Annotated in this window: 24 protein-coding genes and 1 tRNA gene; 10 read left to right on the forward strand and 15 right to left on the reverse strand. The window is 56.1% G+C overall.

Annotated features, from left to right (window positions below):
• The first annotated feature begins 117 nt into the window (after window positions 1–117).
• The 3 genes from EP166_RS03700 (at window position 118) to EP166_RS03710 (ending at window position 6500) form a co-directional block, all read left to right on the forward strand.
• On the forward strand, window positions 118–1212 hold the full coding sequence (locus tag EP166_RS03700) for an efflux RND transporter periplasmic adaptor subunit (RefSeq protein ID WP_127555440.1): 1095 nt from the start codon (window positions 118–120) through the stop codon (window positions 1210–1212).
• 12 nt (window positions 1213–1224) lie between these two features.
• Window positions 1225–4413, forward strand: coding sequence for an efflux RND transporter permease subunit (locus tag EP166_RS03705; RefSeq protein ID WP_164743795.1), 3189 nt, complete (start codon window positions 1225–1227; stop codon window positions 4411–4413).
• Between the two features lie 167 nt (window positions 4414–4580).
• Complete coding sequence (locus EP166_RS03710; RefSeq protein WP_127555441.1) at window positions 4581–6500, forward strand: lytic transglycosylase domain-containing protein; 1920 nt, start codon at window positions 4581–4583, stop codon at window positions 6498–6500.
• On the opposite strand, the gene EP166_RS03715 is transcribed toward EP166_RS03710, so the two are convergent.
• The 6 genes from EP166_RS03715 to EP166_RS03740 form a co-directional block, all read right to left on the reverse strand.
• Window positions 6497–7309, reverse strand: a complete 813-nt coding sequence (locus EP166_RS03715; protein ID WP_127555442.1) for an MOSC domain-containing protein — start codon at window positions 7307–7309, stop codon at window positions 6497–6499. The two genes, EP166_RS03710 and EP166_RS03715, sit on opposite strands and share 4 nt — an antisense overlap.
• A gap of 47 nt (window positions 7310–7356) precedes the next feature.
• Window positions 7357–8289 (reverse strand): chemotaxis protein, encoded by a 933-nt coding sequence (locus EP166_RS03720; RefSeq protein WP_127555443.1) that lies wholly within the window; start codon window positions 8287–8289, stop codon window positions 7357–7359.
• A gap of 248 nt (window positions 8290–8537) precedes the next feature.
• Complete coding sequence (locus tag EP166_RS03725) at window positions 8538–9071, reverse strand: DUF6436 domain-containing protein (RefSeq protein ID WP_127555444.1); 534 nt, start codon at window positions 9069–9071, stop codon at window positions 8538–8540.
• 40 nt (window positions 9072–9111) lie between these two features.
• Complete coding sequence (locus EP166_RS03730) at window positions 9112–9816, reverse strand: hypothetical protein (protein WP_127555445.1); 705 nt, start codon at window positions 9814–9816, stop codon at window positions 9112–9114.
• 144 nt (window positions 9817–9960) lie between these two features.
• Window positions 9961–10224, reverse strand: coding sequence for a glutaredoxin family protein (locus EP166_RS03735; RefSeq protein WP_164743796.1), 264 nt, complete (start codon window positions 10222–10224; stop codon window positions 9961–9963).
• A gap of 122 nt (window positions 10225–10346) precedes the next feature.
• On the reverse strand, window positions 10347–11435 hold the full coding sequence (locus EP166_RS03740) for a DUF5610 domain-containing protein (protein ID WP_127555447.1): 1089 nt from the start codon (window positions 11433–11435) through the stop codon (window positions 10347–10349).
• 277 nt (window positions 11436–11712) lie between these two features.
• On the opposite strand from EP166_RS03740, the gene EP166_RS03745 reads away from it, so the two are divergent.
• Window positions 11713–12621 (forward strand): LysR family transcriptional regulator, encoded by a 909-nt coding sequence (locus EP166_RS03745; RefSeq protein WP_127555448.1) that lies wholly within the window; start codon window positions 11713–11715, stop codon window positions 12619–12621.
• Window positions 12622–12663: 42 nt separating this feature from the next.
• Here the strand turns inward: EP166_RS03745 and EP166_RS03750 are convergent, their stop codons facing one another.
• Both EP166_RS03750 and yaaA read right to left on the reverse strand, forming a co-directional pair.
• Entirely contained in the window at window positions 12664–13248 is a 585-nt protein-coding gene (locus EP166_RS03750; RefSeq protein ID WP_127555449.1) for a YajG family lipoprotein, read from the reverse strand.
• 45 nt (window positions 13249–13293) lie between these two features.
• Window positions 13294–14088 (reverse strand): peroxide stress protein YaaA, encoded by a 795-nt coding sequence (yaaA, locus tag EP166_RS03755; protein WP_342775585.1) that lies wholly within the window; start codon window positions 14086–14088, stop codon window positions 13294–13296.
• Between the two features lie 170 nt (window positions 14089–14258).
• Here yaaA and EP166_RS03760 point away from each other — a divergent pair, with 170 nt between their 5' ends.
• Both EP166_RS03760 and EP166_RS03765 read left to right on the forward strand, forming a co-directional pair.
• A complete protein-coding gene (locus EP166_RS03760; protein WP_164743797.1) occupies window positions 14259–15032 on the forward strand; it encodes an MBL fold metallo-hydrolase in 774 nt (257 codons plus the stop codon).
• Window positions 15029–15301, forward strand: coding sequence for a PilZ domain-containing protein (locus EP166_RS03765; protein ID WP_164743798.1), 273 nt, complete (start codon window positions 15029–15031; stop codon window positions 15299–15301). The genes EP166_RS03760 and EP166_RS03765 overlap by 4 nt, the downstream gene beginning before the upstream one ends.
• A gap of 69 nt (window positions 15302–15370) precedes the next feature.
• Here the strand turns inward: EP166_RS03765 and EP166_RS03770 are convergent, their stop codons facing one another.
• Window positions 15371–16408, reverse strand: coding sequence for an NADP(H)-dependent aldo-keto reductase (locus tag EP166_RS03770; RefSeq protein WP_127555452.1), 1038 nt, complete (start codon window positions 16406–16408; stop codon window positions 15371–15373).
• Window positions 16409–16490: 82 nt separating this feature from the next.
• Here EP166_RS03770 and EP166_RS03775 point away from each other — a divergent pair, with 82 nt between their 5' ends.
• The 3 genes from EP166_RS03775 to EP166_RS03785 are packed head-to-tail and all read left to right on the forward strand — an operon-like array spanning window position 16491 to window position 18143.
• Complete coding sequence (locus EP166_RS03775) at window positions 16491–16832, forward strand: hypothetical protein (protein ID WP_127555453.1); 342 nt, start codon at window positions 16491–16493, stop codon at window positions 16830–16832.
• A 4-nt stretch (window positions 16833–16836) separates the two neighbouring features.
• Window positions 16837–17403, forward strand: a complete 567-nt coding sequence (locus EP166_RS03780) for a hypothetical protein (RefSeq protein ID WP_127555454.1) — start codon at window positions 16837–16839, stop codon at window positions 17401–17403.
• Complete coding sequence (locus tag EP166_RS03785) at window positions 17400–18143, forward strand: heparan-alpha-glucosaminide N-acetyltransferase (protein WP_127555455.1); 744 nt, start codon at window positions 17400–17402, stop codon at window positions 18141–18143. The genes EP166_RS03780 and EP166_RS03785 overlap by 4 nt, the downstream gene beginning before the upstream one ends.
• 2 nt (window positions 18144–18145) lie before the next feature.
• Here EP166_RS03785 and EP166_RS03790 read toward each other — a convergent pair whose 3' ends face one another.
• On the reverse strand, window positions 18146–18427 hold the full coding sequence (locus EP166_RS03790; protein WP_127555456.1) for a hypothetical protein: 282 nt from the start codon (window positions 18425–18427) through the stop codon (window positions 18146–18148).
• A 263-nt stretch (window positions 18428–18690) separates the two neighbouring features.
• Window positions 18691–20367 carry an AMP-binding protein gene (locus tag EP166_RS03795; RefSeq protein ID WP_127555457.1) on the reverse strand — a complete coding sequence of 559 codons (1677 nt, stop codon included), beginning with the start codon at window positions 20365–20367 and terminating at the stop codon, window positions 18691–18693.
• A 267-nt stretch (window positions 20368–20634) separates the two neighbouring features.
• On the opposite strand from EP166_RS03795, the gene EP166_RS03800 reads away from it, so the two are divergent.
• Window positions 20635–21630, forward strand: a complete 996-nt coding sequence (locus EP166_RS03800) for an OmpA/MotB family protein (RefSeq protein WP_127555458.1) — start codon at window positions 20635–20637, stop codon at window positions 21628–21630.
• Window positions 21631–21676: 46 nt separating this feature from the next.
• Here EP166_RS03800 and EP166_RS03805 read toward each other — a convergent pair.
• The 4 genes from EP166_RS03805 to EP166_RS03820 form a co-directional block, all read right to left on the reverse strand.
• Window positions 21677–21752: transfer RNA gene (locus tag EP166_RS03805), tRNA-Ala, on the reverse strand.
• Between the two features lie 101 nt (window positions 21753–21853).
• A complete protein-coding gene (pepN, locus tag EP166_RS03810; protein ID WP_127555459.1) occupies window positions 21854–24487 on the reverse strand; it encodes an aminopeptidase N in 2634 nt (877 codons plus the stop codon).
• A 105-nt stretch (window positions 24488–24592) separates the two neighbouring features.
• The gene (locus EP166_RS03815; RefSeq protein WP_127555460.1) at window positions 24593–25453 is read right to left on the reverse strand and encodes a DUF2797 domain-containing protein; all 861 of its coding nucleotides are present in this window, start codon (window positions 25451–25453) and stop codon (window positions 24593–24595) included.
• Window positions 25450–25728: a YeaC family protein gene (locus EP166_RS03820; RefSeq protein ID WP_127555461.1), complete on the reverse strand. Its 279-nt coding sequence runs from the start codon at window positions 25726–25728 to the stop codon at window positions 25450–25452. Before EP166_RS03820 ends, EP166_RS03815 begins: the two co-directional genes overlap by 4 nt.
• Window positions 25729–25730: the final 2 nt, after the last annotated feature.

Here is a 25730-nt window from a genome sequence, read left to right on the forward strand (position 1 = left end):
CTTATTAGCAGTAGGGACGTAGAGTAGCGCCCCAGGCAGTGCCGACTTACTTTTGGCACTGTCCGGGCATTACGCACTCTTCTATGGTGGGCGAGATTTTCCCAGAGGTATACATTCGTGGCAAAACATATTCCAACCGGCCCTATTATCGCAGTTCTCATGGTGATTGGCGCGGGGGCCTGGCTTTATACCGGCAACAGTGACGAGGTAGCGGCCGAAACACCAGAAGAAACACCGGCAGAGCGCAGCCTGGTGCCAAAAGTGCAGGCAACCGTGCTGAACGAATCATCGGTGCGCCGTACGCTGGAACTCAACGGCGTCACTCAACCGGCCCGAACCGTGTCGGTCACCAGCGAAGCGACGGGGCGTGTTATTGAAGTGCTCAAATCCAAAGGCGACCGGGTTGCAGCGAATGAAGTCATCGCCCGGCTCGATCCTCAGGATCTCGAGGCCCGGTTGCGCCAGGCAAGAGCCTACCAGGAGCAAACCCGCCTTGAATACGAAGGCGCCCAGCGTCTGCGCAATGAAGGGCTGCAAAACCGGGCGCAGGCCGCTGCCGCCCTGACCCAGTATGAACAGGCGCGGGCCGAGCTCGAGTCTCTGGAACGCTCATTGGCCAACACCGCGATCAGAGCACCCTTTGCCGGCGTAATGGACAGCAGTGCGATTGAGATTGGTACCTACGTTCGTCCAGGCGATGCCATCGCTGAGCTCTATGATTTCTCGGAACTGAAAGTCATCGGCAATGTTCCCGAAGCCGATGTTGGCCCGCTGCGTCTTGGCCAGCAGGCCAGCGTGACCTTGCTGACCGGCGAGACCATGAATGGAACCATCGATTACATCGGCGCCGTTGCCAACCCGGCAACCCGTACGTTTGAAGTCGAAATTGTGGTCGAAGACAGCCCCAAGCAAGTGGCAGGCGCCACCGCAACTGCCGTGGTTCAGCTTGACCAGCTGCCAGCACACTACATCAGCCCTGCCCTGCTCAACATCAATGAAGCCGGCAAACTGGGGGTGAAAACACTGGCCGCAGACGACACCGTACAATTCAGCGAGCTAACCATCGTCAGGTCCGATACCGGCGGTGTCTGGGTATCCGGTATTCCGGATCAGGCCCGGTTGATCGTGGTTGGCCAGGGCTTTGTGAACATCGGCGAGCAGGTCGACCCCGTTATGGTCGGGAAGGAAGACAATCTGGCTGCGGGCCTGTAACAGGAGAACACCATGCTCAGCATCATCCACGCAGCGCTGAACCGGGTTCGGACGGTACTGCTGTTTTTCGCTCTGATTTTTATTGCCGGTCTGGTTGCCTTACAAACCATCCCGAAAGAAGCCTCACCGGACATTACCATCCCCTATGTTTACGTGGGTACCGGCCTGGAAGGCATTTCACCGGAAGACGCCGATAGACTGCTGGTTCAGCCGCTTGAACAGGAGTTACAAGGCCTGGAGGGCATGAAAGAGCTGGTCAGCACGGCCAGTGAGGGTCGCGCCACCCTGACGCTTGAGTTCGATATCGGTGTCGACATTGACGAAGCCCTAACCGATGTGCGCGACCGCGTCGACAAGGCCAAGAGCAACCTGCCGGGAGAAGCCGACGATCCGTCTGTACAAGAGATAAATCTGTCTCTGTTTCCCGTAATCAACGTATCACTGTCTGGCAGTGTCGATGAACGCATCCTGTTCAGTGTCGCTGAAGACCTGAAAGACCGCATAGAGGCAGTTCGTGGTGTTCTTGAATCGCCCATCAGCGGCAAGCGAGAAGAAGTCGCCGAAATCATTATCGATCCGGCGTTGATGGCCAGCTACAACATCTCACACGGTGAACTGGCGCAACTGGTCAGTCGCAACAACCAACTGATTGCTGCCGGCAATTTGGATACCGGTGCAGGCCGCTTTTCCGTCAAGGTACCGGGCCTGATTGAGACCGAAGACGAGATCCTAAACCTGCCGGTCAAGGTTGATGGTGACACAGTGGTCCAGTTCCGCGACATTGCTGTTGGACAGCGCACCTACAAAGACGCCGACAATATTTCCCGGGTCAACGGCCAGCCTGCTGTTACCCTCGAAGTCACCAAGCGCGCGGGTGAGAATATCATTGATACCATCGCGCAAGTTAAGGCAGTGATTGAAGAGATACAGCCAAACTGGCCTGAAGGCATTCGTGTGACCTACACCCAGGATCAGTCGGTTGAAGTCATTCAGCAACTTGATGATCTGTTCAACTCAGTCTTGCTGGCAACGTTGCTGGTATTTGTCGTGATTGTTTGGGCGCTGGGCGTGCGCAGCGCCATTCTGGTCGGCCTTGCCATACCATCGAGCTTCCTGGCCGCCATTCTGGTGCTCAACATGCTCGGGATTACGTTGAACATTGTTGTCTTGTTCGCATTGATACTCAGCGTCGGAATGCTGGTCGACGGCGCCATTGTGGTGACCGAATACGCGGACCGGCGTATGTCTGAAGGCGCGCATCGGCGCAGCGCTTACCGGGAAGCCGCAACCCGGATGGCCTGGCCGATCACGGCGTCAACCGCAACCACCCTCGCTGTGTTCATGCCTCTGCTGTTTTGGCCTGGTATCGCGGGCGAATTCATGGGCTTTTTGCCCAAGACCGTATTGATCACACTGACCGCTTCTCTGGTCATGGCTCTGATCGCCGTTCCGGCGTTTGGCACCTTATTTGGCAAACCAGCTCGGATATCGGAAAGCAAACGGTTGGCGATGGACGCCATTGATCATGGCAAACTGGACGACATTCGCGGTGGACTGGGTGTGTACATCCGGTTTCTGAAACCGCTGCTTGTTCGCCCCTGGTTGGCTCTGCTGCTCATTGCATTTATCATCGCGGTCATTATCTCGCTGTTTGCCGCACGCTCTACCAATGTCGAGTTCTTTCCCGAAGTGGATTCAAACTTTGGCAGCGTAGTGGTTCGAGCACGCGGTAATTTGTCGCTGCAAGAACGCAATGTGCTGGTACGCCAGGTAGAGGAGCGGCTGGTCGAACAAAGCGCCATCAAAACCGTGACCTCCAAAGTTACCGCCATACCCATGCGCGATTATGCAGAAGACGCCATTGGTGTCTTGATGCTTGAGTTTGTTGACTGGACTCTCCGTCCAGGCTCGGAAACGGTGATGAACAATGCAGTTGCCGTGGCGTCGGACATTCCCGGGATCGTCGTCGAAGCCCAGCAAGCTCAAATGGGCCCCACGACCGGCATCGACATTCAGCTGCAATTCTTCTCCGACAACTCCGATGCCCTGTACGCAACAGTGGAACAGGTGGTCAACCAAATTCGTCAGGATGAACGCATTCAGGACGTCAGTGATAATCGCCCACTGCCCGGGCTGGAATGGCTGGTAGAGGTCGATCGTGAGCAAGCCAGTCGATTTGGCGTGGATCTCGGCACCGTAGGCTCGTCGATTCAGATGATCACCAACGGTCTTAACGTGGGCAGCTATCGACCCAACGATGCCGACGACGAGCTGGACATCCGCATACGGTATCCTTTCGATGGCCGCGAGCTTGATCAGATTGACCGGCTGACGGTGACTTCGCGTGGCGAGCAGGTACCGATCAGCAACTTCATCACGCGAACAGCCCAGAACAAGCAAGGCGACATTTTCCGTACTGATGGCAAATTGACCCTGAACATTGAAGCGAACGTGAACCCCGGTGTACCCGTCGGCACGGTCATTGCGGCCATTGAAGAGCAGCTCGAGGCTGCCTACGATTCGGGCGAACTGCCATCCGTTGTCTCCTACCGCTTTGTTGGAGACCAGGAAGAGCAAGCCGAAACGATGGCGTTTCTCGGCAATGCCTTTGGTGTCGCCATCTTCATCATGATCATCATCCTGGTCACCCAGTTCAACAGCTTCATGCAAACGGCATTGATTCTAACCGCCATTCTATTGTCGACAGTAGGCGTGATGGTCGGAATCATCATCACCGGCTCAAGCTTTGGTGTGGTGATGAGCGGAGTCGGGATTATTGCCCTGGCGGGCATTGTGGTGAACAACAACATCGTTCTGATTGATACCTACAATCTGATCCGCTCTCAGGGTGTACCGCCCATCGACGCAGCGCTGACAACCTGCGCCCAGCGTTTACGCCCGGTGTTGCTGACTACCATCACCACTATTCTGGGTCTGCTGCCGATGGTGTACCAGCTAACCATCGATCTGTTCGACCGCCAATGGTCGGTTGGTGCACCGTCGTCACAATGGTGGACTCAATTGTCGACCACCATTGCCGGGGGGCTGATCTTTGCGACCATTCTGACGTTGATCTTCACGCCCGCCATGCTAATACTGATTGAACGGGCGAGAGACTTTGGCGGAAACCTGAAGCAGAGACTGGGCCGGTTATTGCCATCCTCACGGCGTAAAGTCAGAGTGCGCGAGACCGACGCCTGATTAAACGACACACCCAACCCCGGCACTGACCGGGGTTTTTCTTGACGCTCTCCCCGCCCTTTACACTCCACACCTTGCGTTACCCATGGGTTTGGTTAGCCTTTAGCGATAGGCATTATTGCTTGCAGGCCCTATCCGACACATCCTCTGTAAAGGCTATTGATCGCATGCGAAACCGGTTTTATTGCATACTGATTGTTGGATTCAGTCTGGCTTACGGCACTCACCTCTACGCCGAAACCGAGCTCGCTGACGTCGCCCGTGACTACGCTACCTGGCTGCATCAGATCGAGAACAACGCCTTTACCTTCGAGCAATTGCAAGACCGCAAAGATCATCCCCTCTACCCTCATCTGGCCACTCACTGGGTAGAGCACAACCTTGAACGTACCGATGCAGCCTGGTTTCAGGCTTTTCTGACAACGCCGGAGCATCAGCCAGCCGCCTGGACAACCCGCAGCGCCTGGTCGAATGAGCTGGCTCGGCGTGAAGCCTGGTCCCCTTACCTGAATTATCTGGCCGCCAGTGGCAGTGCGGGAGCCGATTGCCAGCCATTGCGCGCAAGGGAAGCACTGGGGGAAACCATCCCAATTGAGGAAATCAAATCAACCTGGCTCGTTGGTCGCGGCCTGGCCGATGCTTGCAGCCCCTTCCTGGACCGCCTGACCGAGCTCGACGAGTTCAATGAACTGGTCTGGCAGCGCCAGTTGCTGGCGTTTTCCGCGCGCAGTGGCGGCCTGATCCAGTACTTGAATACCCGCTACACCGACCCTGACTGGCAAGCCCGCGGTGACTGGCTGGTTGAGGTCTACAACGACCCGACGCGCATTGCCTCCCAACTCTACCACCCGGATAAAGCCTGGCATCGTGAGCTGGCACTGGCCGCAGTAGACCGTATGGCCTACCTGAAGCCCGAGAGCACATCGAACCTCTGGGTTGCCCTGATTCGCAGCACGCCCTCTTTCACCCAGGCGCAAGTGCGGGAGGTATCAGAACATCTGGGCATTGCCATGGCAAAACTGGCACTCCCGCAGGCCGACTATTGGCTGTCCATAGCCGACCCGGGACGTCAGTCGAACGAGGTGCAACACTGGCGGTTGCAGCTGGCACTGGTCAGAAACGACTGGCCAGGGGTGCTGGGTCTGTACGATGCATTGCCCGATTCCCTCAAATACCGCGACCAGTGGCAGTACTGGTCTGCTGAAGCGCTCTATCACAGCGACGAAAAGGCGGCCGCCCGAACGCGCTTTGAAGCGGTCGCACAACAACGCTCCTACTATGGGTTTTTGGCCGCCAGCCATCTGGGTCGGCCTGCCGCCCTGAACCCGGCGAACAGCCTGCGGCTTAATGGTATTGAACAGGCGCTATCCCAACGCCCGGCATTGCAGCGCGCTCGCCTGCTGTTTATGGCAGGTGATCTCGAACGCGCGCAAATTGAATGGAACCTGGAAGTAAGACCCCTGTCGGCCGAGCAACATTTTGCCGCTGCTCACCTGGCGGCCGAATGGCAGTGGTATCACAAGGCGTCGCAAACCGTCGGCTGGAGCGGCCGCTTTGACGAGTTGGATTTGCGCTATCCAACGCCCTGGAACGACCTTGTTACGCAGGTCTCGGAGCAGCATCAGGTGCCGCCCTATTGGATTTACGGAGTTATTCGTCAGGAGAGCGGCTATATGAGCCGGGCAGTGTCGTCGGCAGGTGCCATGGGGTTAATGCAATTGATGCCCTACACCGCCCAGCATTTATCAGACACCGACGGTTTGGGGCTGACCGCCGACTCTGACATCACGGAACCGTCGATCAATCTGGATCTTGGCACCCGTTACCTGGCTCGTATGATGGCCCGATACGACAATCCGGTCTACGCAACGGCTGCCTATAACGCCGGCCCTTCCCGGGTTGACCGGTGGAAAGAGCGTTACCCCAGTGATCTGAGCGTCTGGATCGAATCAATCCCCTTCGACGAAACCAGGGGCTACGTCAAATCGGTGCTGACCTACGCCCAGATCTATGCCAACCGGGACCAGATCGACTGGACACTGGCGCAATGGCTGCAACCGGATCAGGTCGCGGATCTCGACGACTAGTTCGAAACCCAATCTCCAGTATCCCCCATGCGCAGCCCGGTCAGGCCCCGGGCTACCGCATTGACGCCAAAGACGGTGCGGCCGTCGAAGCGACAGGCTGATTTCAGCAGTGCTGCTGTCGCTTTTTCATAGGCTCCGGTCTCCGGATCAATCGCTGGAATGTTGCAGCGTTCGCACACCTTCAGCAAGGCCAGTTTGCCGGCGCCAAAGTGCCATTCGCCGAGTGCGAGCTCCTGACCCGCCGGTAGACCGTCGACCACCACATTGGGCCTGAAACGGCGCTGTTCGAGGTCCAGACCCGTAGTGTCAACCAGCCCGTCTAGACTGGCCTGATTGCACACCAGTAACGGATACCCATCGGCAAAGCCCACGCGCTCGTCATCACTGGCCTGCGCGTCGGGAACCCGACGCTCACTGGCGTCGCCCAGCCAAACCAGTCGCACGGACATACCCAGCTGTTCGGAAAACCACTCCGACGCTGTGGTGTCTACTTCATAGCCGATCAGTTCGTCCTTCCAGACGGTGACCGTGATTTCCGGATATACCTGCGACGATTCTGGGACAGGCAACAGGAGGGTGCGCCCCCTGGGTGAGGTAATCTGAATGCGGCCGTCAACCTGAGCCAGACGATACAGCGCCATCGACATCTGACTGCGCTGGGTCACAAAACGGCCACGCTCGTCGACCAGCATCCAGCGACGATCCCCGACCGGGCCGTTGTTATCAAAACTGAGGGAATCTACCTGAAGGCCGGCCAATGACTTGACCGGATAAATCCAAAGCTCCCTGACTGACACCTGATAAGACATGCACCCTGCTCCCCGACATTGAATCGGCTATTGGAGCAGAGACGGCCTCAGTCTTCCAGTGCTTCGATGCGCTCCTTCACCAGGTTGGCCAGTTGTTCCGGGTGAAACTTCGACAAAAAGGCATCACAGCCGACTTTTTCCACCATGGCCTTGTTGAATTGCCCACTCAGAGAAGTGTGCAGCGCGATATAAAGATTTTTCAGCTTCGGGTCGCTGCGAATTTCCGTGGTCATCCGATAGCCGTCCATGCGTGGCATTTCGGCATCGGTTACCAGCATCAGCAGCCGCTTTTCCAACGGCGTGTCAGTTTCATCCGCCAACCGGCGCAACAGAGCCAGACCCTCTACACCATCCATCGCCCGGTGCACAATCAACCCCAATGATTCGAAGGTTGACGATGCCTGGGTCAGCGCCGTGTGGGAATCGTCGACCATGACGATTTCACGACCCTGAGCTTTGGCGACAAAGTCGCCCTGCATGATTTCATCGGGCAGGCGAGCATCCATCGGTGCAATTTCAGCCAGCACCTTCTCCACATCAATGATTTCGACAATGCGGTCTTCGTGGTGGGTAATGGCGGTTAAATAGTGATGGCGCCCAGCCCCGGACGGCGGCGGTAGAATCTCCTCCCAGTTCAGGTTGACGATACGATCAATCTGGCCGACCAGGAACGCCTGAACCGTGCTGTTGTACTCGGTGACAATGATGGTCGAGTCTTCAGTTTCCGGGGTAGCCCGCATGCCAATGGCAAGACTCAGGTCCATGACCGGAATGGCGCGGCCGCGCAGGTACACTACACCAATTACAGCCCGATGACGCTGAGGCATGCGAGTGACTTTGGGCAACGCCATCACTTCTTGAACCTTGAACACGTTGATCGCGTAAGTCTGCTGCCCATTCAGGCGAAACATCAGAATTTCAAGACGGTTTTGCCCAACCAGGTTGGTGCGACTATCGACACTGCTGAGTACACCCGCCATCCGACTCTCCCGGCTCATTGACTGCGATTAAAAATTAGCAAGCTGTTGAAATTCGTAGAATTTCGGTCGCCCACTACCGAAACAAGGATGTTCCGGCCATATCGACGACTGTGGCGCCATTGATATTGTTAGAGTAGCGGACGTCGTGATTTTCGCTTCTCGTGTTCTGAAAAAGGCCTCATGCCTTTTTCAACAACCTGTTTGATGTATCGGCTCAGTTTAGTAGAGCTAGAGCTAAAAAACGATAATTACCTACCGGCCACGAAGCTGGCACACCGGCAACTGTTGGCATCCACCTGCAAGACCCGGCCTGCGCGAGACAAGGGTAACCAGTCATCCACCAGACTGTTGGCTGCAGTGCACCGCAAGCCATCGCTGTAGGGGCCGAGATAACGGATCTGACCATCAGCATCGGTCAGAGCCAACATTGGACCGGGTGAATCGGGAAAATACGCGGGTTCCAGGGGGGCCGCCAGGTCGGGACGTAAAAATGCTTCACCTGCCTGGTAGCGGTGGTAGCCCAACGCCCCGGCGCGGTTGCTGAGGTCAGCGGCATGCTGGCCGGTGAAAAACCGGCACAGACACCCTTCGGGCATCAGATGGACCAGGGCCGGGTGCTCCAGTGGCTGCTCATCGAGCCATGCCTGCCAGTCACCACCCCAGGCTGCGACATCAGTGACCGACTCACCAAACCAGCCCAGATAGTGCGCCCGGAACCCAAACGTTAACGCAGTGAGAAGCAACGCACCGACTGTTACCCCAAGTATTGCTCGCCACGGCATTGTGCGCTGTGAACGATCACCTTCATACGGCATTAGTGATTCATCGAAGCGTATCGCAACGGCCCCACTCACATTGCATCAGCACATAACTGCTGTCGCTGCACACGGCATCATAGACTTCCAGCGGCCATTCGTTGCGCAGAATGGAAACCTGAGGCTGGTTACACCCCTGTGCCTGAAGTTTTTGCTCGACCACAAACAGAGACCGGCCGTAGCGGCGATAGCGGGCATTGATAACCCTCGCCTGATCCACATCGGCCATTTGCTGTTTTTCGTCATTTTGTAAAGTCACCAGCGTTTCAAAATGATCGGAATTGCGACTCAGGTCCCGCGCACCGTCCTGAAAAGCTGTCAATTCGCGCCCGCAATTGCGCTCAGGGCGGTCGTCCAGCCAGTCGCTCACCTGCTCGCTGGCGTCTGACTGCACCATTTCAATGAGTTGCATCGACAGATAGGCACGCTGATCTTCAATCGGCGCTGTTTGCTGATCCCAGTTCAACTGCAACAGCCCATAATCGGCTGCACTGACGGCAGCACCGTTGCGACGCCACCAGTCGCGTTGCGTCTGGGTTGCCTGGGATGCAAGTTGGGGACTGAGCGACTGGCACTGGCTGGCCAGCTCGCGCAGGCTGGCATCGGTGGTCAGGGCATAGTGAATGGCTTCACTGCGGGGGGTGGGCAAGCTGGCACACCCGGCCAGTACAGTGGCAGCGACGACCACCAGCGAGCAGGTTCTAACGACCATCTACAACTCCATCGGGAAATAAAACAAACACTGAAGCGACCAGTATAACGCCCGACACCCCGCACGTCTTGGCCCATCCTGAGCATTAACACGATATCTGACCGACTCATCCGTCTGCCTGAAGCGACTTGCGCCCACGGTTATCTAGGGGTTGACCTCAGTTTTGAATTGAGCGAGGTAGTGGATGACATCGTCAGCGGAAAATGGCCAGCCAAGGTCGTAATCAGCGCCTTCAAGCCTGATCACCGGAATTCGAATGCCATACCGCTCGATCAGTTCATCCTGACTGGCAATGTCCACGTTTGACCAACGCAGTTCCGGTTCCGCCTGCAACACCTCCTGCAGAACAGTCTCGGCATAATCACAGAGGTGACAGCCATCGGTTGTATACAACGTCAGGTTCAACACATCTGGCTCCAATCAATGAATAAGCCCCCATTGTAGAACCACAGACAGTCAATACCAGCAACCGCGACCGGTTTTTGTGAACCGGTCGTGATGACCTATGAATCAGGGGTCACCGGGCCAGTTCACTCGCCACCGAGTAACGAACGGGTAAAGGCTTCAAGACGACCATCGTTCAGCGGGTGGTTTTTCATCGTGTCGGGCAGAGCATCCCGGCTGTTAAAACGGTCTAGCCACTCTTGCTGGGCTGCCAGCATGTCACGGGCGTAGTCGCGCAACGACTCCAAGCCCCGCGGCAACTGAGCTTCCGAGCTGGCAGACTGATAGGCTGCAACGCCCTTGGCTTCCACTTCCCGCATGCGCAGGTCCATCGAAGCCAGGCTGGTTCCGTCAATGCTCAGCGCTTGCGCCTGCTCCCAGGCCAGCGCCATATCACCGTCATAAAACTCGTTAGCCAGTTCGTTAACATCGGCCAGTAAGGCGTTCAGATCGGCTCGCTCGGTTTCGTTCAAGTCGCCTTCAATCACCAGCTGAAAATCATTGCTGTTGGTGCGCCCCCAGCTCAGCGATTCACCACTCTGATTGCGCTGAAAGTCGGCCCCGGCCTCTTCGGTGTTCCGAACCTGAATACGAATCGAGTCGCCCTCTAGGGTTTTCAGGTTGAGAGAGAACGATTGCTCCTGATACTGGTAAACGCTGATGCGCCGGTTTTCCGTGGCAACCGTTTCATTGTCTGGCGTCTCGGCCACCGGAGCTTTCGCCGACAGATCGCGGGATTCCAGAATATCGGCCAACCCCTGATAGGCACTGTCGATTTTGGCCTCCAGGCCATCGTTCATCTTGTTCATGGCCTGGAGCGCATCACGCGCTTCACCAAACCCCTGTTTCAGGCCCTTTTCAGCCGCCTGCCACATTTTTTCCATCTCAGCGTCGGAGGCACCCGAGGCCTCAGCCTGTGCCAGCCGCCCTTGCATAAAGCTCCACAGGTTTTTGACCAGACCATCGACATCAAATGCCTTGCCCGACGCCGAAGCCGCCTGGTCCGCACGTTCAACACCGCGATTCTGGCCCGGTGCCGTCGTCAGCCCCTGGCCAACACCTCGCCCAGGGCCGTCAAAGCCGGCACGGGCAGACGGATTACCCTCTTGTGATGGCCGGTTCTGGGTCGGCAATGATTGCGGTAGCGGACTCCATTGACCAATGGCGCTGTTCATAATGTTCCCCTGCATTTCGGTAACGCGGTGAATGTATACGGCGGCTCAAGGGCGTTAGCGGCCTGAATCCAGAGATCTTTAACGACTTGCGCCCGATAATTGAATCATTGGGTAACGGTTTGCAAGCCCGTGTAACCGCGGCCGGAAAAATGCCAAACGATTATCAAAATTTAATCATCAATACAGTTGGATTATTGATAGAGTCCGATTATTATCAGTTTCAGCTCGCTAATAAGGCGTTTTGACACCGTTTCATGAAACCAAGCAGGGTAATGCCATGGCGCGACTCGACTCACTGATCATTTTTACCACCGTCGTGAAAGCCAACAACTTCACCAACGCCGCCCATCAACTGGGCCTGACACCCTCGGCGGTGAGCAAGCAGATCAGCTTGCTGGAAGACAAACTCGGTGTCCGGTTACTGAACCGGACCACACGCTCGGTCAGCCCTACTGAGGCTGGTCAGCTTTTCTTTAATCGCTGCAGCCGCATTCTCGAAGACCTCGAAGAAGCCGAGCATATGGTTAAAGACCTGGAGACCTCACCCCGCGGCACCCTGCGGATCACGGCCACACCGACCTTTGGCCGGTCGATGCTGATGAAGATCTTCTCCAAATTTCTGGAACAGTACCCCAATGTGAATTTCGATCTGATTCTGGCCGACAAGGGGCTTGATCTGGTGCGTGAAGGGATTGACCTGGCCATTCACCTTGGGTCACTGCAAGACAGCCGCCTGGTAGCCCGGCCCGTGGCCAAGCAGAAAGTCATCCTCACCGGCACCCGCAAATACCTCGATGAACACGGCCATCCGAAGAAGCTCGGTGACCTCTACGAGCACCATATCCTGATGGTCTCGGGGATCGACTTTGCCGAACCGCGCTGGATCAAACGGTTTCTGAAGGAAGCTGGCCTGCAAAACAAGGACCGGCGTTTTACCGTGAACGATCTCGATACGTTGTGCGAAGCGACCATGAACGACATGGGCATCACGGCCCTGCCCTATTATATGGTGCGTGACGAACTGGCGAGCGGGAAAATGGTGCATCTGCTTCCGGAAATCATCTTCCCCAGTCGCACCATTCATGTGGTGTACCCGGAGAATCGCTACCTTTCAGCAAAAAGCCGCGCCTTTGTTGATTTCATGGCGGCCTACTTTGAAGAGCACGATCTCGATAAAACCGGCTGAACACTCAGGCCGCACCAAGCGGCCTGAGTGTTCAAATCGGGTTTATCGCTGGTTAAGAAAGGACTCAAGACCCGGATCTGAGTACATCCGCTCAAGAGCAGCATCGAAAACGTAGTTCATTAACTCGGCATTTTCTTCCTCGCTTGGGTACCGCAAGGTTTCGATCATGCGCTGAGCCCGAAAGCTGTTGGAATAGACAGCCCCGTCAGCAACCGCCTGCACTGAGAATCGCGCTGCGCCCGTGGCTTCCTTACGGGCTGCATCAATGCTGGTAACCTGATAGGTCAGCTCTTCAAGGGCAAAGGTCAGCTCTACATCCGCATTCATTTCGACGAGCTGGTAACCCGCTCGCTCCATGACCTGTTCCGAGAGCTGCTGCAGGTCTGCCCGCAGATCGCCCCGCGCTGAAATCACACTGCTGTCTGAATAGGCCCCGCCACGCACGCCTATCTGATTACTGGAGCGACGGTCTTCGGCAAACACATAGACCGAGGCACCCGTACCGGATGGAATACTGTTGGCCTCAAGCGAAGGTTGAAACTGAATTTGCTGGGGTGAAAACTGGGCGCAACCAGCCAGTAACAAGGCTGCACTGCCTACCCATAAACCGCGAATAGCCGTCAACATGACACACTCCTGAATCCTGTGGTGAATTGAGTATTAACGCCCGGGTCAACTGACACCCGGGGCCTCGTCGCGCAAGAATTGCCAGCGACTGGCCGTGGACCGCTCAGCATCAAAACGGTAACCCGCCCAGTCAAACGCCTTAAGGTCTTCAACCGAGTCGATGGTCTGGTCGAGCATGTACCTGACCATCAGGCCTCGCGCTTTTTTGGCATAGAACGAGATGATTTTGTACTGCCCGTTTTTCAGATCCCGAAATTCCGGTGTCACTACCGGAACCGGCAACCGTTTCGGCCTTACCGCTTTAAAGTATTCGTTTGACGCCAGGTTGACCAGTGTTTTGGCACCGGCTTTACGAACATCGTCCGCCAGCGCATCGGTCAGGGTGTCGCCCCACCAGTCGTAGAGGGATCGCCCACGCGGGTTGGACAACCGGGTCCCCATTTCCAGCCGATAAGGCAGAATACGGTCAAGGGGTCGCAATACACCATACAAACCCGACAGAATACGCACTTGCTCTTGCGCCTGGTCAATCTGTGACGCAGTCAGTGTTGCCGCCTCCAGACCCTGATAGACATCCCCGATAAACGCAAAAAGCGCCGGTTTGCTCTGGGCAGGATCCATAGGCAACTGCCAACGGCTGAACCGATCCACATTCAGGCTGGCCAGTGATTCGCTCAGTGACATCAGGCCCTGCAAGTCACCAACGGTGCAGGTCCTCAGCAGATCGACCAGTTCAGCGGCCTCCTGATTAAAGCGCCCTTCGGTTAGGGTGTCGACGGGGGCTGCAGTCTCGAAATCCAGTTTTTTGGCGGGTGAAATAACCGACATCACGGCTGGCATCTGGAACGGTTCCTCCTGGTATGATGGTTGCGCTGTGACCTGCCCCGCCGGTAAAGGCACTACCAGCTGGCATGGGTCTGGCCTATCCTGCCGAGCATTCCACGACAGCATCATTGTTTCAAACGGGAATTTTGCATAGGGTTAATAGAAATAATGCTGACGAGTATATCATGAGAGTCATTCGAACCTTCGTTCCAAACTCTTTACAGAACTACAATCACCTGGTGGTGTGCGAGCACAGTCAGGCCACAGCGGCAGTCGATCCTTACGACGCCGACCACTTGCTCACCCTGGCTGAAGATCAGGGGTTGCGCATTACCGATATCTGGATCACCCACGAACACGGCGATCATATCCGGCATCTGGACGAGCTGAAGGCCAAGACCGGCGCCCGGGTTCGGGCTCCGTCTTCCTGTCAGGGCCGCTTTCAGGCCGATCAGTGGCTGGCCGATGGCGACGAGTTAACACTCGGCCATTCCACCGCGCAATTCTGGGCCTCCCCCGGCCATACGCCCGGGCACGGGGTGTTTTATCTGACCGAGCCTGAGCCCGCGCTTATTTGTGGCGACACCCTGTTCAATGCCGGTGTTGGCAATACCCGTTCCGGCGATACCGACACCCTGTTTCACAGCATTGAGCAACTTCGCCAACGAGCCCATCCGGAAACGCGTATTTACCCCGGGCACGATTACCTGCCAACCAATTTGGCCTTTACACTCAGTATCCTGCCTGGCCACCCACCCGCCGAAGCCATGAAGGCCATCAGCGACCAGCAAACACCGGATACCCGCCTGACGACGACCCTGGCCGATGAAGCCGACATCAATTTGTTTTTCCGGCTCGAAGACGACACCCTGTCGCAGGCGCTCAATGATAAGGGTTTCAGTACTGACACCAGGCAAGACCGCTTTACAGCGCTGCGTCAACTAAGGGATCAGTGGTGAGTCGGGATCAGCGGGGACACCCGCGAACACCACTGGAAGTGACCATCGAACTGGTGACGCGGGACGGTTATCGCACCGAAGCAAAGACCTGGAACATCTCTGACGGTGGCACCTTTGTAGAGCTGACTCCGGCCCAGAAGCAGCACTTCAATCTGGGAACGCAGGTACGAAGCCAGGTTCAGGGCCTGCCCATGCCCGCACCTGTTGTGGTGATGCGGGTTGTTCGGCACGCCCCTTCCGGTATTGGGCTGAAAATCATCAGCGATTGAAGAAACAACCCTACGCACCTTTCAGTGACCCCGGTGACGGGCGTGTTACCTCACCGGGTTTCTGTCAGTTCAGGGACAGGGGTTAGGCTGACGCTGATGCACGGCTTCAATATCCGCCAGCACCGGGTCCGACAACACCAGACTTTCACTGTCGATGTTGCTCTTTAACTGCGCCATGCTGGTCGCACCGATGATATTACTGGTTACAAATTGACGGCTGGTCACGTAGGCGAGCGCCATCTGGGCCGGGTCAAGGCCGTGGTCACGCGCAACCTGTACGTAGTCGGCTGTTGCTGCAAAGCCCTGGGCGTTGTTATAGCGCTGAAAACGCTCAAACAAGGTCAGGCGGGCACCTTCAGGGCGCTGGCCATCCAGATACTTGCCCGCCAGCATACCAAACGCCAGCGGCGAATAGGCCAGCAAACCAACCTGCTCGCGACAGGCGAATTCAGCCAGGCCCACTTCAAAACTGCGGTTGAGCAGATTATAGGGGTTTTGAATGCTGTCGATACGCGGCAGCCCCGCACGCTCGCTCAAGCGCAAATACTCAGCCACACCCCAGGGCGTTTCATTGGAAACACCAATGCGCCGTACTTTGCCTTCCTGCACCAGTTCGTTCAGGGCGGACAGGCTTTCTTCGATACTCACAGCCGCTTCGTTTGCATCCAGCCCCTGAAACCCAAGCTTGCCAAAGAAGTTGGTGCTGCGATCAGGCCAGTGCAGTTGATACAGGTCGATGTAGTCAGTCTGCAATCGGCGTAAGCTGGCTTCACAGGCTTGTTTGATGTGTTCCCGCGATAAAGTGGGGCCGCCGCGAATGTAGTCGAAATCTCCCCGTGAGATGGCCTTGGTGGCCAGCACAACCCGGTCACGTTGGCCTCGCTGCTTAAACCAGGTGCCGATGTATTCTTCAGTTCGGCCATAGGTCTCAGCCTTGGGAGGGACCGGATACATTTCGGCGGCGTCAAAAAAATTGATGTCACGCTCCAGCGCGTAATCCATCTGCTCGTGCGCTTCGGCTTCGGTATTCTGCTGCCCCCAGGTCATTGTACCCAGTGCAATGCTCGACACCTTGATGCCGGAGCGGCCTAATTCTCTGTATTCCATGAATTACCCTATTCTGTGCATTTAGATTCGCCAGTAAGGGTCTATAATAGGGGCACATTCAACCCAATTCGATGGGAAAAGCATGTCACGCAGAAAAAAGAGTCGTTCGCTGAAGGACCGGCTCGGCATTAAAACCGGGTCCAAGAAAACCTTTATCAGCAAAGGCGACAAGGGCAAGATCCCCAGCAAAAACCGTTTGGCCAAGCACAAGAACCGCAGCAAGTCGGCCTATGCGAAGTTTCTGGAAGAAAACAGAGGCAAAGACACCAGCGCGGGGCAGCCTCCGGTCAAGCCAACCGTCGAAAGTACCGTCGACCCGAAATCCGCTCAATATCCGAAGTCAGAACCACTCGATGACCTGGATACGGCAGATTTTGACGAATTGAGTGGTGACGAACTGCTCGACCGTTTCGAGCGGAGCTAATCCCATGCGACTGCTCAGTCAGGCCTGGTTGGCCCTCGGGCTGCTGATCGTCACTCCGCTGGCCAGCGCCGAAGATTTCGGCGTTGCCAATTGGGGGCAGAACGCCATGGCGGTTCGCGACCTGGAACAGCGCCCTAACCTGACCCCGCTGACCGAACGCGATTACCTCATCTACGAGGCCAGTTTACCGGGCATCCACCGCACACGCCTGATCTATCAATTTGAAGACGGCCGGCTGGAAACCGGTCGATTTATCTTCAGCGTTGCCCCGGAAAGCCCAACGAGTACCTGGCTCGACCAATTCGAGACGGTTCGCGCCCTGATCACCCAGCAGTATGGCGAACCGGCTCAACAACAGGTTCTACAGCCGGCAGGATCGGCCAATAACCCGCCAGACAACTGGTCTGATGCGCTGCAGCGGGATGCCATCATTCTGAAAACCCAGTGGCGCACAGACCAGACGCTGATTACCCAGCAACTCGCCTGGAATGGAAGCCGCCCCCACCATCAGATCATCTACCTCCCAGCCAATGGTGTAGACCTGTCTGACTTGGGGGCCAGCCCGTTTTGACCACGATCTCTGAGACAGGTCAACCCGCCTGGGCGCAGACTCATGAACGCCGGCTGATCAGCATCGACCAGATGCGTGCCCTGGCACTGGTGTTAATGGCCGTGTTTCATTTTGGCTACGATCTGAGTGTCTTTGGCTACTTGAGCTTCGATGCAAAAGCGCCCTTTTGGGCTATCTTTCGCAGCATCATTGTTACCCTGTTCTTTCTCAGCGTGGGGGCCAGCCTGGTATTGGCGAACGCTCATGGCATTCGCTGGCGGGCTTTCTGGGTACGGGAAGCCAGAATACTGGCCGGGGCATTGACCTTCAGTGTTGCTACCTTTTTTTTCTATCCCGGCAACTGGATCTGGTTTGGTGTGCTTCACTTTATCGCCGTCGCCAGCCTGCTGGCGCTGCCATTGCTTTTTACCCCGCGCCTTGCCCTGTTAGCGGGTGTCACCATCATCGCCCTGTTCAACCTGACCGACTGGTTCAATCTGGCTCCCTTGTATCAGGCATTACGCGCCCCGTTGAATCTGCCAGACGGAACCATGGATCTTACGCGCCTGATTCCCTGGCTGGGCATGGTTTATATTGGCATTTACCTCGGTCATCAGCGTTTATTTGGCATCAGACAATTGCCATTTCTGCCGACCAGCGGCCCCTTTATCTGGCTCAGCCGACACAGCCTTGGTTTCTACATGATTCACCAGATTCCTCTCTACGGCCTGGCCTGGCTGATTTATCTACTGCTTGGCTAGGCTTACGCCACCACTTGCCCGCGATACACTCGCTGTGACTGACCGTGTGCATGCACGGCTGGTTTTTCCCAGTCACTCAGCTCGAACGGTGCACGCGCCTCAAATTCCGACAATAATGCATTCAGTTTTGCATCCTTATCGTTGCGATAGCGGGTCAGAATCGCCAGATCCTGCGTCGACGTGATGCGAATGTCATCACCGTAAATGGCGCGAATGCGTTTGCGAATATTCTGCAGCGCCCGGTAATTTTCGGGTTTGATCAACCAGTGTTGTTGTTCTGACATACTCGACTCCTGTGCTGAAATTGATTCCGCAAGGCCGACAATAAAGCGATTGCCATGACCGATTATGCAATAAGCTTGCCTGCCCAGAACCTACCCTGCCTGGGTATCTACCCGGTTAATAAAGCCCCACATTGATGCACGCTTTGCCTGAAAGCCTCAACTTGGCGCTTGACCGTCACGCTCTGGCGAAGCAAATAAAAAAGCCCGATCGATGATCGGGCTTATTGATGATTGTGTTCGTTAAGACGCGGAGAAAGGTCGTACTAACCGGTCACGGTCTCGTCTTCCCAAAACACTTTACCGGCCGACACGTTCGCCAGACGATCCTGATACTGACGCTCAAGGTCGGCTCGCTTCAGCTTCAATGTTGGCGTTAGCAGACCGTTTTCTATGCTCCATAGGTCATCCGCCACCAGAATGCCATCGAGGCGCTGGTGTGATTCCAGTCCGGCATTAACGGCCGACAACGTATGCTGCAGCGAAGCCCTCAGTGGTTCCCGGTCAGACTTGCGCAAATGCTCGGCCATTACCACCACAGCCACCGGTTGCGTGCGACCACTGCCCATCAGACAAACCTGTTCGATGTCAGGATTGCCCGCCAGCTGACTTTCTATGGGAACCGGGGCAACATACTTGCCCTTGGCGGTTTTGAATTCTTCTTTCAACCGCCCCACGATGGTGTAGGATCCATCCGGGTTTTTAATGGCCTTGTCGCCGGTTTTAAACCAGCCGTCTTCAAATGAATCGGCCGTCGCTTCCGGGTTTTTGTAGTAGGATTCGAAGACGGTGTCGCCACGAACCTGCATCTCGCCCTGCTCGCTGAGGCGAATATCGAGGCAATCAATGGGCACCCCGATGGTGCCCAGCCGGTCTTTTCGAAACGGCATATTGGTGGTCGACAAGCCAGCCGTTTCCGTCATGCCCCAGGCTTCACAGATGGGAATGCCCAGCCGGTAGTACCAGTGCAAGGTGCTGGGTGAGATGGGCGCCGAACCCGATCCAAAAATACGCACCGAATTCAAGCCCAACCCCTGACGAATTTTCTTCGCAACGAGTTTGCCAAGCAGCGGAATACCTAACAATTTTTGGAGCTTTTGTTCCGGCATTTTCTCATGCACCCCAGCCTGAAAGCGCACCCAAAGCCGCGGCACCGACAAGAAGGCCGTCGGCTGTGCTACTTTCAAATCGTCGACAAACGTATCGAGCGATTCAACAAAATAGACGGGGCCTCCGGCATAGAGAGACGTGCCCTGTATCACGGTACGCTCGGTTATATGAGCCAGTGGCAAATACGATACCGTGCGATCATCTGGCCGCAAATTGATCACGCTTCGATTGGCCGTCGCGGCGGCAGCGTACTGACCAAACTTCAGGACCACGCCTTTCGGGTTACCGGTACTGCCCGAGGTATAAACAATGGACATAATGTCCTCGAGACCCGCCTCGGCTACCTCCGCTATTGGCGTTTGCTGACTAATCCAGTCCTGCCAGCGGATATCGTGCTCGACTGTATCGTAGGGAAACCCGATTCGGGGAATAGAACCATCAAATACCTGAGACCCCGCGGTTTTGTCGTCCAGCTTGCCAACGAAGATCGCCTTGGCTTCGCTGTGATCGAGTATGTATTGCAGCGTTGATTCACCCGCTGTCGCATAAATGGGCACACTGACCATGCCGGCCATCATGATGGCCCAGTCGGCAATAAACCATTCGGCACTGTTTTTGGCAAAAATGGCAACCCGGTCGCCCGGGCTCAACCCAAGGGATTTCAGGCCATTGGCAACCTTGCGCGCGTCCTCATCAACCTGCCGCCAGGTCCACACAGTCAATCGCCGGTTAACCGGCTGGTGCAGATAGGCGTCATCGCCCCGCTCTCGCACATGGCGCGCCAGTTCCTGCAAGGGTGTCTGATAGTGGCGTTCTTGTTTGGTATTGTTCATCTCGTTTCCATTGTTTTTATTTGTAGGTGTCGATACCAGCGTTCGGGTGTTATCCCGGCGGGGCTGGAACACGGACAATAACCTTAGCAGTATTGACCAGTGGCTGCGCAAACGCACGTATATTGGACGTCATGACCGACTAGCTGACGGTTCTTCAACTACAAGGCAACCACTGCGATGCCCTGAAGGTGATTGGTGGCGAAAGAGTGTCGACACTCGCCCGGGTTTTGGGTCATGCTTGACACATCACTGACATAGGAAAATGCCATGCCAAGATCGACTCTCTGGGCATTGACTGCCGCCCTGCTGCTCGCGCTGTTTACGGCTTACGTGCTATGGGACAACCAGCAACTCACCAGCTCAACCAAAACACTGGAACAGCAAGTCAGCAGTCAAACTGAAGACCTGCTCGCTGCCCGCACCCGCCTGCAAACCCTATCCGAAACCAACCGACAGCTCGAACAACGTCTGGGTCAGTTCACGAGCCAGCAGACGGACCTGTCGGACATCGTAGCGGAGCTGCAAGCTCGGCTAAACGAGGTGACCGAGGAATACTCCAGCCTGGTTGCCACGCAACAGCAATCCCAGCAGCGACTGGAGGCGGCATCCAGTCGTCAACGGGAACTGGCAAGGCTGGAATCGGAAGCCGATGCGCAGGCTCAGGAAAACCGTGAGTTGAGAGAGCAGCTGGAACAGCAAATTCGCCTCAACGAACGCTACCAACAGCAATTGCAGGCCGCCAATACCGCCCTGACCGGTCGGGAAGAAGAAGTAGAAGACCTGGAGAGTCGCCTGCAGCGTGAACAACAGGCCATCGATGCGCTGGAGCAACAACTGGCGGCATTGAGCGACAACCGCACTCAGTCGATTGAGCAACGGGACGATGGATCCACCGTGATCCAGTTGCCGGAGGCCATTCTGTTTGATTCGGGTTCAGCTCAGTTAAACAGCCAGTCCGTTGCGGTACTCGAAGACGTCGCTGAAGCCATAGAAAGTTTTGAGCAATACAACATCCGGGTAGTCGGTCACAGCGACAGCTTGCCCGTGGTCTCAATGAGAAGCCTCTACCCAACCAACTGGGAGTTGAGCTCAGCCCGAGCCAGCGCCGCGGTGCGCCGCCTTACGGAACTGGGCATAGACCCGCAACGTCTGAGTGCAACCGGTGTTGCCGATACTCAGCCGCAGGTAGAAGAGACAGATGACGCCAGTCGACAGCGGAACCGGCGTATTGAGATTATTCTAGAGCCGCTGACACCGCAATAAAAAGCGACCATAAAAAAACCGGCCACAAGGGCCGGTTTTTTAAATTTGGTGGAGCTATGCGGGATCGAACCGCAGACCTCCTGCATGCCATGCAGGCGCTCTCCCAGCTGAGCTATAGCCCCAATTCGGTGCCGGACTCCCGTCTGACACCGCTGCGTATTCTACTGGCGCCGAACCCGCTGTCAATACTTTGTGTTGTATTTCAAGCAGTTATGCGCCCTACTTAGTCTTTCAGAGCCCGCTGAGCCATTTCAAAGACGTTCGATGACAGTGATTCGGTGGCCAGAATGGTCTCCAGGGCTGACGCCATCATCTTGCCGCGGTCTGCATCGTAGCGCTTCCAGTCTGACAACAGCGTTACCAGTCTGGCGGCCAGTTGCGGATTCAGGGCATTCAACTGCTGAACCACCTTCGCAAGCAAGGCATACCCCTCTCCCCTGGCATCGTGAAACGACTCGGTGTTCATCGCAAAGCCAACAATGACACTGCGCACCTTGTTCGGGTTCTTGATGTCAAAGGCCGGGTGTTGCATCAGCGTTTCAATGCCCGTGACCGTCATGCCAGGCGTTCCCGCTTGCATGGTCAGCCATTGCTCTACCATCTGCGTATCCGACTGCCAGTGCTCGTAAAAATCGCTCAGCAACGACTGTTGCAAGGCCTCGGCATCGCCCGCCAGAACCGCTCGCAGGGCGTTGCTGCGATCGGTCTGGTTAGTGGCGCTGGCGTACAGTTGAGCGGCGAAATCGAACGCCGCCTGGTCACCAGCCTTCAACCAGTACCAGAGGCTCAGGCCCTGCAACTGACGACGACCGGATTCTTCGGCATTGAATTCATAGGGTGCTTCGCTGCTCAGCTTCTCGGTCAGAGACCGCCAGATGTCCCGGTAACGGGTGGCGAGTGTCTTGACCAGGTGCTTGCGCGCGGCGATCAGGTCGTCAATGTAGACGACGTCGACGGCGTCTTTGAGAATGGCGTAGCCTGGCAAGGTCAGCATGCTGGCGCGAATGGCGTGTGACAGAGAGGCATCGCCCGCTACATTGGCCACGGTTTCCACCAACACCGAAGGCGGTGTCATAGAGCGACCCGCACGGTGCTCCGTCGCCATGCTCAGAATGGCGCGGAGGTACAGTTGCTGCAATGCGTCCCAGCGGTTGAAGCCGTTGGCATCGTTGGCAGCCAGGAACGCCAGTTGCTCGTCGCTGTAACCAAACGACAACTTCACCGGGGCTGAAAAATCCCTCAGCAAACTGGGGACAGGCCGTTCTGATACACCGGTAAAGACGACCTCAGTCGTTTCATCGGCGAGAGTCAGCACCTCGGTACCGGCGTTGTAATTGGCGCTGGTGTGAATGGGCAAATCGTTGCCATCGGCACCCAACAGACCCAGTTTGACCGGAATCACAAAGGGGAGTTTATCGGTCTGTCCGGGTGTTGCCGGACACGACTGGTGAAAAGACAGCCGATAAGTTTGGCTGTCCGCATCGTAGTCGTCGGTCACCGACAACCGGGGTGTACCCGCCTGGGTGTACCAGCGCTTAAACTGAGTCAAATCCAGACCGGACACCTGCTCCATGCAGGCCACAAAATCGTCGGTGGTTACTGCCTGGCCGTCAAAGCGTTCAAAGTACAGATCCGAACCGCGTCGAAAATCGTCCGGTCCAACCAGGGTGTGAATCATGCGCACAACTTCGGCGCCCTTTTCATACACGGTGGCGGTGTAGAAATTATTAATTTCAATGTATGAATCGGGCCGAACCGGGTGCGCCATCGGGCCGTTGTCTTCCGGGAACTGAACAGCCCGCAGACCGGCGACGGTTTCTATTCGTTTCACCGCACGATCATGCATGTCGGAGCTGAACTCGGTATCACGAAAAACGGTAAACCCTTCTTTCAACGACAGCTGAAACCAGTCGCGGCAGGTGACTCGGTTGCCACTCCAGTTGTGGAAATACTCGTGCGCGACAATACCTTCAATGCGTTCAAAGCGCTGATCGTTCGAGGTGTCGGGCGAGGCGAGCACAGCCGCACTGTTGAAAATATTCAGGCCTTTGTTTTCCATCGCGCCCATGTTGAAGAAGTCGGAGGCGACGATCATGAACAGATCCAGATCGTATTCCCGCCCATAGACTGCTTCGTCCCATTGCATGGCTTTTTTCAGGGAGTCGAGCGCAAAATCGACCTTGTGTGCATTCTGCGGTTCAACAAAAATTCTCAACGTGACGTCGCGACCGCTGCGGGTCGTGAACCGGTCATCCTTGCTGCTCAGGTCGCCAGCGACCAGCGCAAAAAGATAACTCGGTTTCGGAAAGGGGTCCTCCCAGACGGCAAAGTGTCTCCCGCCTTCCAGGGTACCGCTGTCTATCGGATTACCGTTGGATAGCAACACCGGAAACTTGCTGGCGTCGGCTTCGATGCGTGTGGTAAAGGTGGCCATGACATCGGGGCGATCAGGGTAAAAGGTGATTTTGCGAAAGCCTTCCGCCTCACATTGGGTGCAATACATTGAACCCGACTGGTATAAGCCTTCGAGCGAGGTGTTGTTCTGCGGATCAATGCGCGTGACGGCACGGAAAATGGCTTCATCCGAATCGCAATTGAGAGTGAGTACGCCCTCCGCATAGTGATAGTCGGCACTGCTCAGTTGTTTTTCATCCAACTGCAGGGACTGAATATCCTGATCAATGCCGTTTAGCACCAGTTCGCGACTGGCGACCGTCGAGTTCTTTTTCAGGGTCAGTTCTGACGAGACTTCGGTGTAGCCATCAAAGAGGCTCACGGTCAGACTAATGTGTTCTACCCAGAAAGCCGGTTGCTGGTACTCCCTGAGGTAAATGGTTTTCGGATCCTGTGTTCTCATCAGTGTCTCACTTTTGCCCTTCTAGGGTCGGGTCGGAAAGGCCGTGCGTAACGGCCAATGCAATGGCCAGATAACAGGCTCTGGTAAAAGCCCGACAGCCAGTCGTTAACGCAACACCACCTGGTAGCCGGTGTGGCGACGAATGTTGATCACGCCGGTATCAAGAATCCAATACTGGCCCTTGATGCCCAGCAAGGTACCTTCTACAACCGGTTGCTTGTCGAGCGTCAGGCTGCTGACTTTTTCGGGGTACTGGTCTACCGGGTAATCCAGCGAACGCACCTCGGCGTGGTTGATCAACTGAATGGCCTGTAAGCCATGGTCTGCGATCAGGGCATCCAGTTCCGGGCGACACTCGGCCACTAGCTGGTCACGCAATGCCGGTAAATCCAGTGGCTCGGAGGTGCCTTTCAACATGGTGCGCCAATTGGTTTTATCGGCGACATGCTGCTTAAAGACCACTTCCAACAAGCCGGCCAGTTTGCGCGAGGTAACCCGGGCAATGATCATCGCCTGGGTCGCACCCTGGTCGATCCAGCGCGTCGGCACCTGGCCGCCGCGGGTAATGCCCACCTTGATGCCGCTGGCGTTGGCCAGGTAGACGTAATGCGATTGCATGCAGGTCACTTCTGCCCATTCCGGTTCGCGACAGGTGCCCTGATCGAAGTGGCATTTTTCCGGGCTCATCATGCAGCTGTCGCATTGCGCCAGCGTCGTGAAATGTTCGTAGCAATATCCCTGGCCGAAGCTCTTATTGGTCACCTTGTCGCAATAAACGCAGCGAATTTCACCCAGATACTCAAGCCGAATGGGCGAGCCAATCCGCGCGTTCATGTCGATCTCGTGGTTACCGAGCCGCAACCGGTAATGCACCGGCGAGGTGGCATCGCTGAGCATTTTTTCCAGCCCGCCGCGACCGAGCTCAGTCGCGTTATCGCTGGACTCGCTAAACAGATCGAGATTCATTGCAAGGTGTCTCCGGCGCCGGGCAAGTTGATCACCTGGATATCATTCAGCTTTTCCGCCTTGCGCTTAACCGACTCGGGCCGATCAATGTAGCCAGTGCGAGCCTCTTCGGGCACGCCATTACTGATTTCATATTTCAGGCAGGCCTCCAGACACAGGGCCTTTTGCTCTTTAGTCAGCGCCACGCCATTGGGCCATTTACCAAGTTCAACGGCTTCTTTAAGCCGGCTGTACACTTCGGGAGACAAGCTCCCGGCGACGGCATCAAAATTCATAG

The organism is Saccharospirillum alexandrii, from assembly GCF_004000275.1.
Classification (GTDB): domain Bacteria; phylum Pseudomonadota; class Gammaproteobacteria; order Pseudomonadales; family Natronospirillaceae; genus Saccharospirillum; species Saccharospirillum alexandrii.

Bases quoted from the DNA above. Each gene is read 5' to 3' on its own strand.
- EP166_RS03705 (WP_164743795.1), top strand. From the start codon at position 1,225: ATGCTCAGCATCATCCACGCAGCGCTGAACCGGGTTCGGACGGTACTG.
- EP166_RS03710 (WP_127555441.1), top strand. From the start codon at position 4,581: ATGCGAAACCGGTTTTATTGCATACTGATTGTTGGATTCAGTCTGGCT.
- EP166_RS03715 (WP_127555442.1), bottom strand. From the start codon at position 7,309: ATGTCTTATCAGGTGTCAGTCAGGGAGCTTTGGATTTATCCGGTCAAG.
- EP166_RS03720 (WP_127555443.1), bottom strand. From the start codon at position 8,289: ATGGCGGGTGTACTCAGCAGTGTCGATAGTCGCACCAACCTGGTTGGG.
- EP166_RS03725 (WP_127555444.1), bottom strand. From the start codon at position 9,071: ATGCCGTGGCGAGCAATACTTGGGGTAACAGTCGGTGCGTTGCTTCTC.
- EP166_RS03730 (WP_127555445.1), bottom strand. From the start codon at position 9,816: ATGGTCGTTAGAACCTGCTCGCTGGTGGTCGTCGCTGCCACTGTACTG.
- EP166_RS03740 (WP_127555447.1), bottom strand. From the start codon at position 11,435: ATGAACAGCGCCATTGGTCAATGGAGTCCGCTACCGCAATCATTGCCG.
- EP166_RS03745 (WP_127555448.1), top strand. From the start codon at position 11,713: ATGGCGCGACTCGACTCACTGATCATTTTTACCACCGTCGTGAAAGCC.
- EP166_RS03750 (WP_127555449.1), bottom strand. From the start codon at position 13,248: ATGTTGACGGCTATTCGCGGTTTATGGGTAGGCAGTGCAGCCTTGTTA.
- yaaA (WP_342775585.1), bottom strand. From the start codon at position 14,088: ATGCCAGCCGTGATGTCGGTTATTTCACCCGCCAAAAAACTGGATTTC.
- EP166_RS03760 (WP_164743797.1), top strand. From the start codon at position 14,259: ATGAGAGTCATTCGAACCTTCGTTCCAAACTCTTTACAGAACTACAAT.
- EP166_RS03770 (WP_127555452.1), bottom strand. From the start codon at position 16,408: ATGGAATACAGAGAATTAGGCCGCTCCGGCATCAAGGTGTCGAGCATT.
- EP166_RS03775 (WP_127555453.1), top strand. From the start codon at position 16,491: ATGTCACGCAGAAAAAAGAGTCGTTCGCTGAAGGACCGGCTCGGCATT.
- EP166_RS03780 (WP_127555454.1), top strand. From the start codon at position 16,837: ATGCGACTGCTCAGTCAGGCCTGGTTGGCCCTCGGGCTGCTGATCGTC.
- EP166_RS03790 (WP_127555456.1), bottom strand. From the start codon at position 18,427: ATGTCAGAACAACAACACTGGTTGATCAAACCCGAAAATTACCGGGCG.
- EP166_RS03795 (WP_127555457.1), bottom strand. From the start codon at position 20,367: ATGAACAATACCAAACAAGAACGCCACTATCAGACACCCTTGCAGGAA.
- EP166_RS03800 (WP_127555458.1), top strand. From the start codon at position 20,635: ATGCCAAGATCGACTCTCTGGGCATTGACTGCCGCCCTGCTGCTCGCG.
- pepN (WP_127555459.1), bottom strand. From the start codon at position 24,487: ATGAGAACACAGGATCCGAAAACCATTTACCTCAGGGAGTACCAGCAA.
- EP166_RS03815 (WP_127555460.1), bottom strand. From the start codon at position 25,453: ATGAATCTCGATCTGTTTAGCGAGTCCAGCGATAACGCGACTGAGCTC.
- EP166_RS03820 (WP_127555461.1), bottom strand. From the start codon at position 25,728: ATGAATTTTGATGCCGTCGCCGGGAGCTTGTCTCCCGAAGTGTACAGC.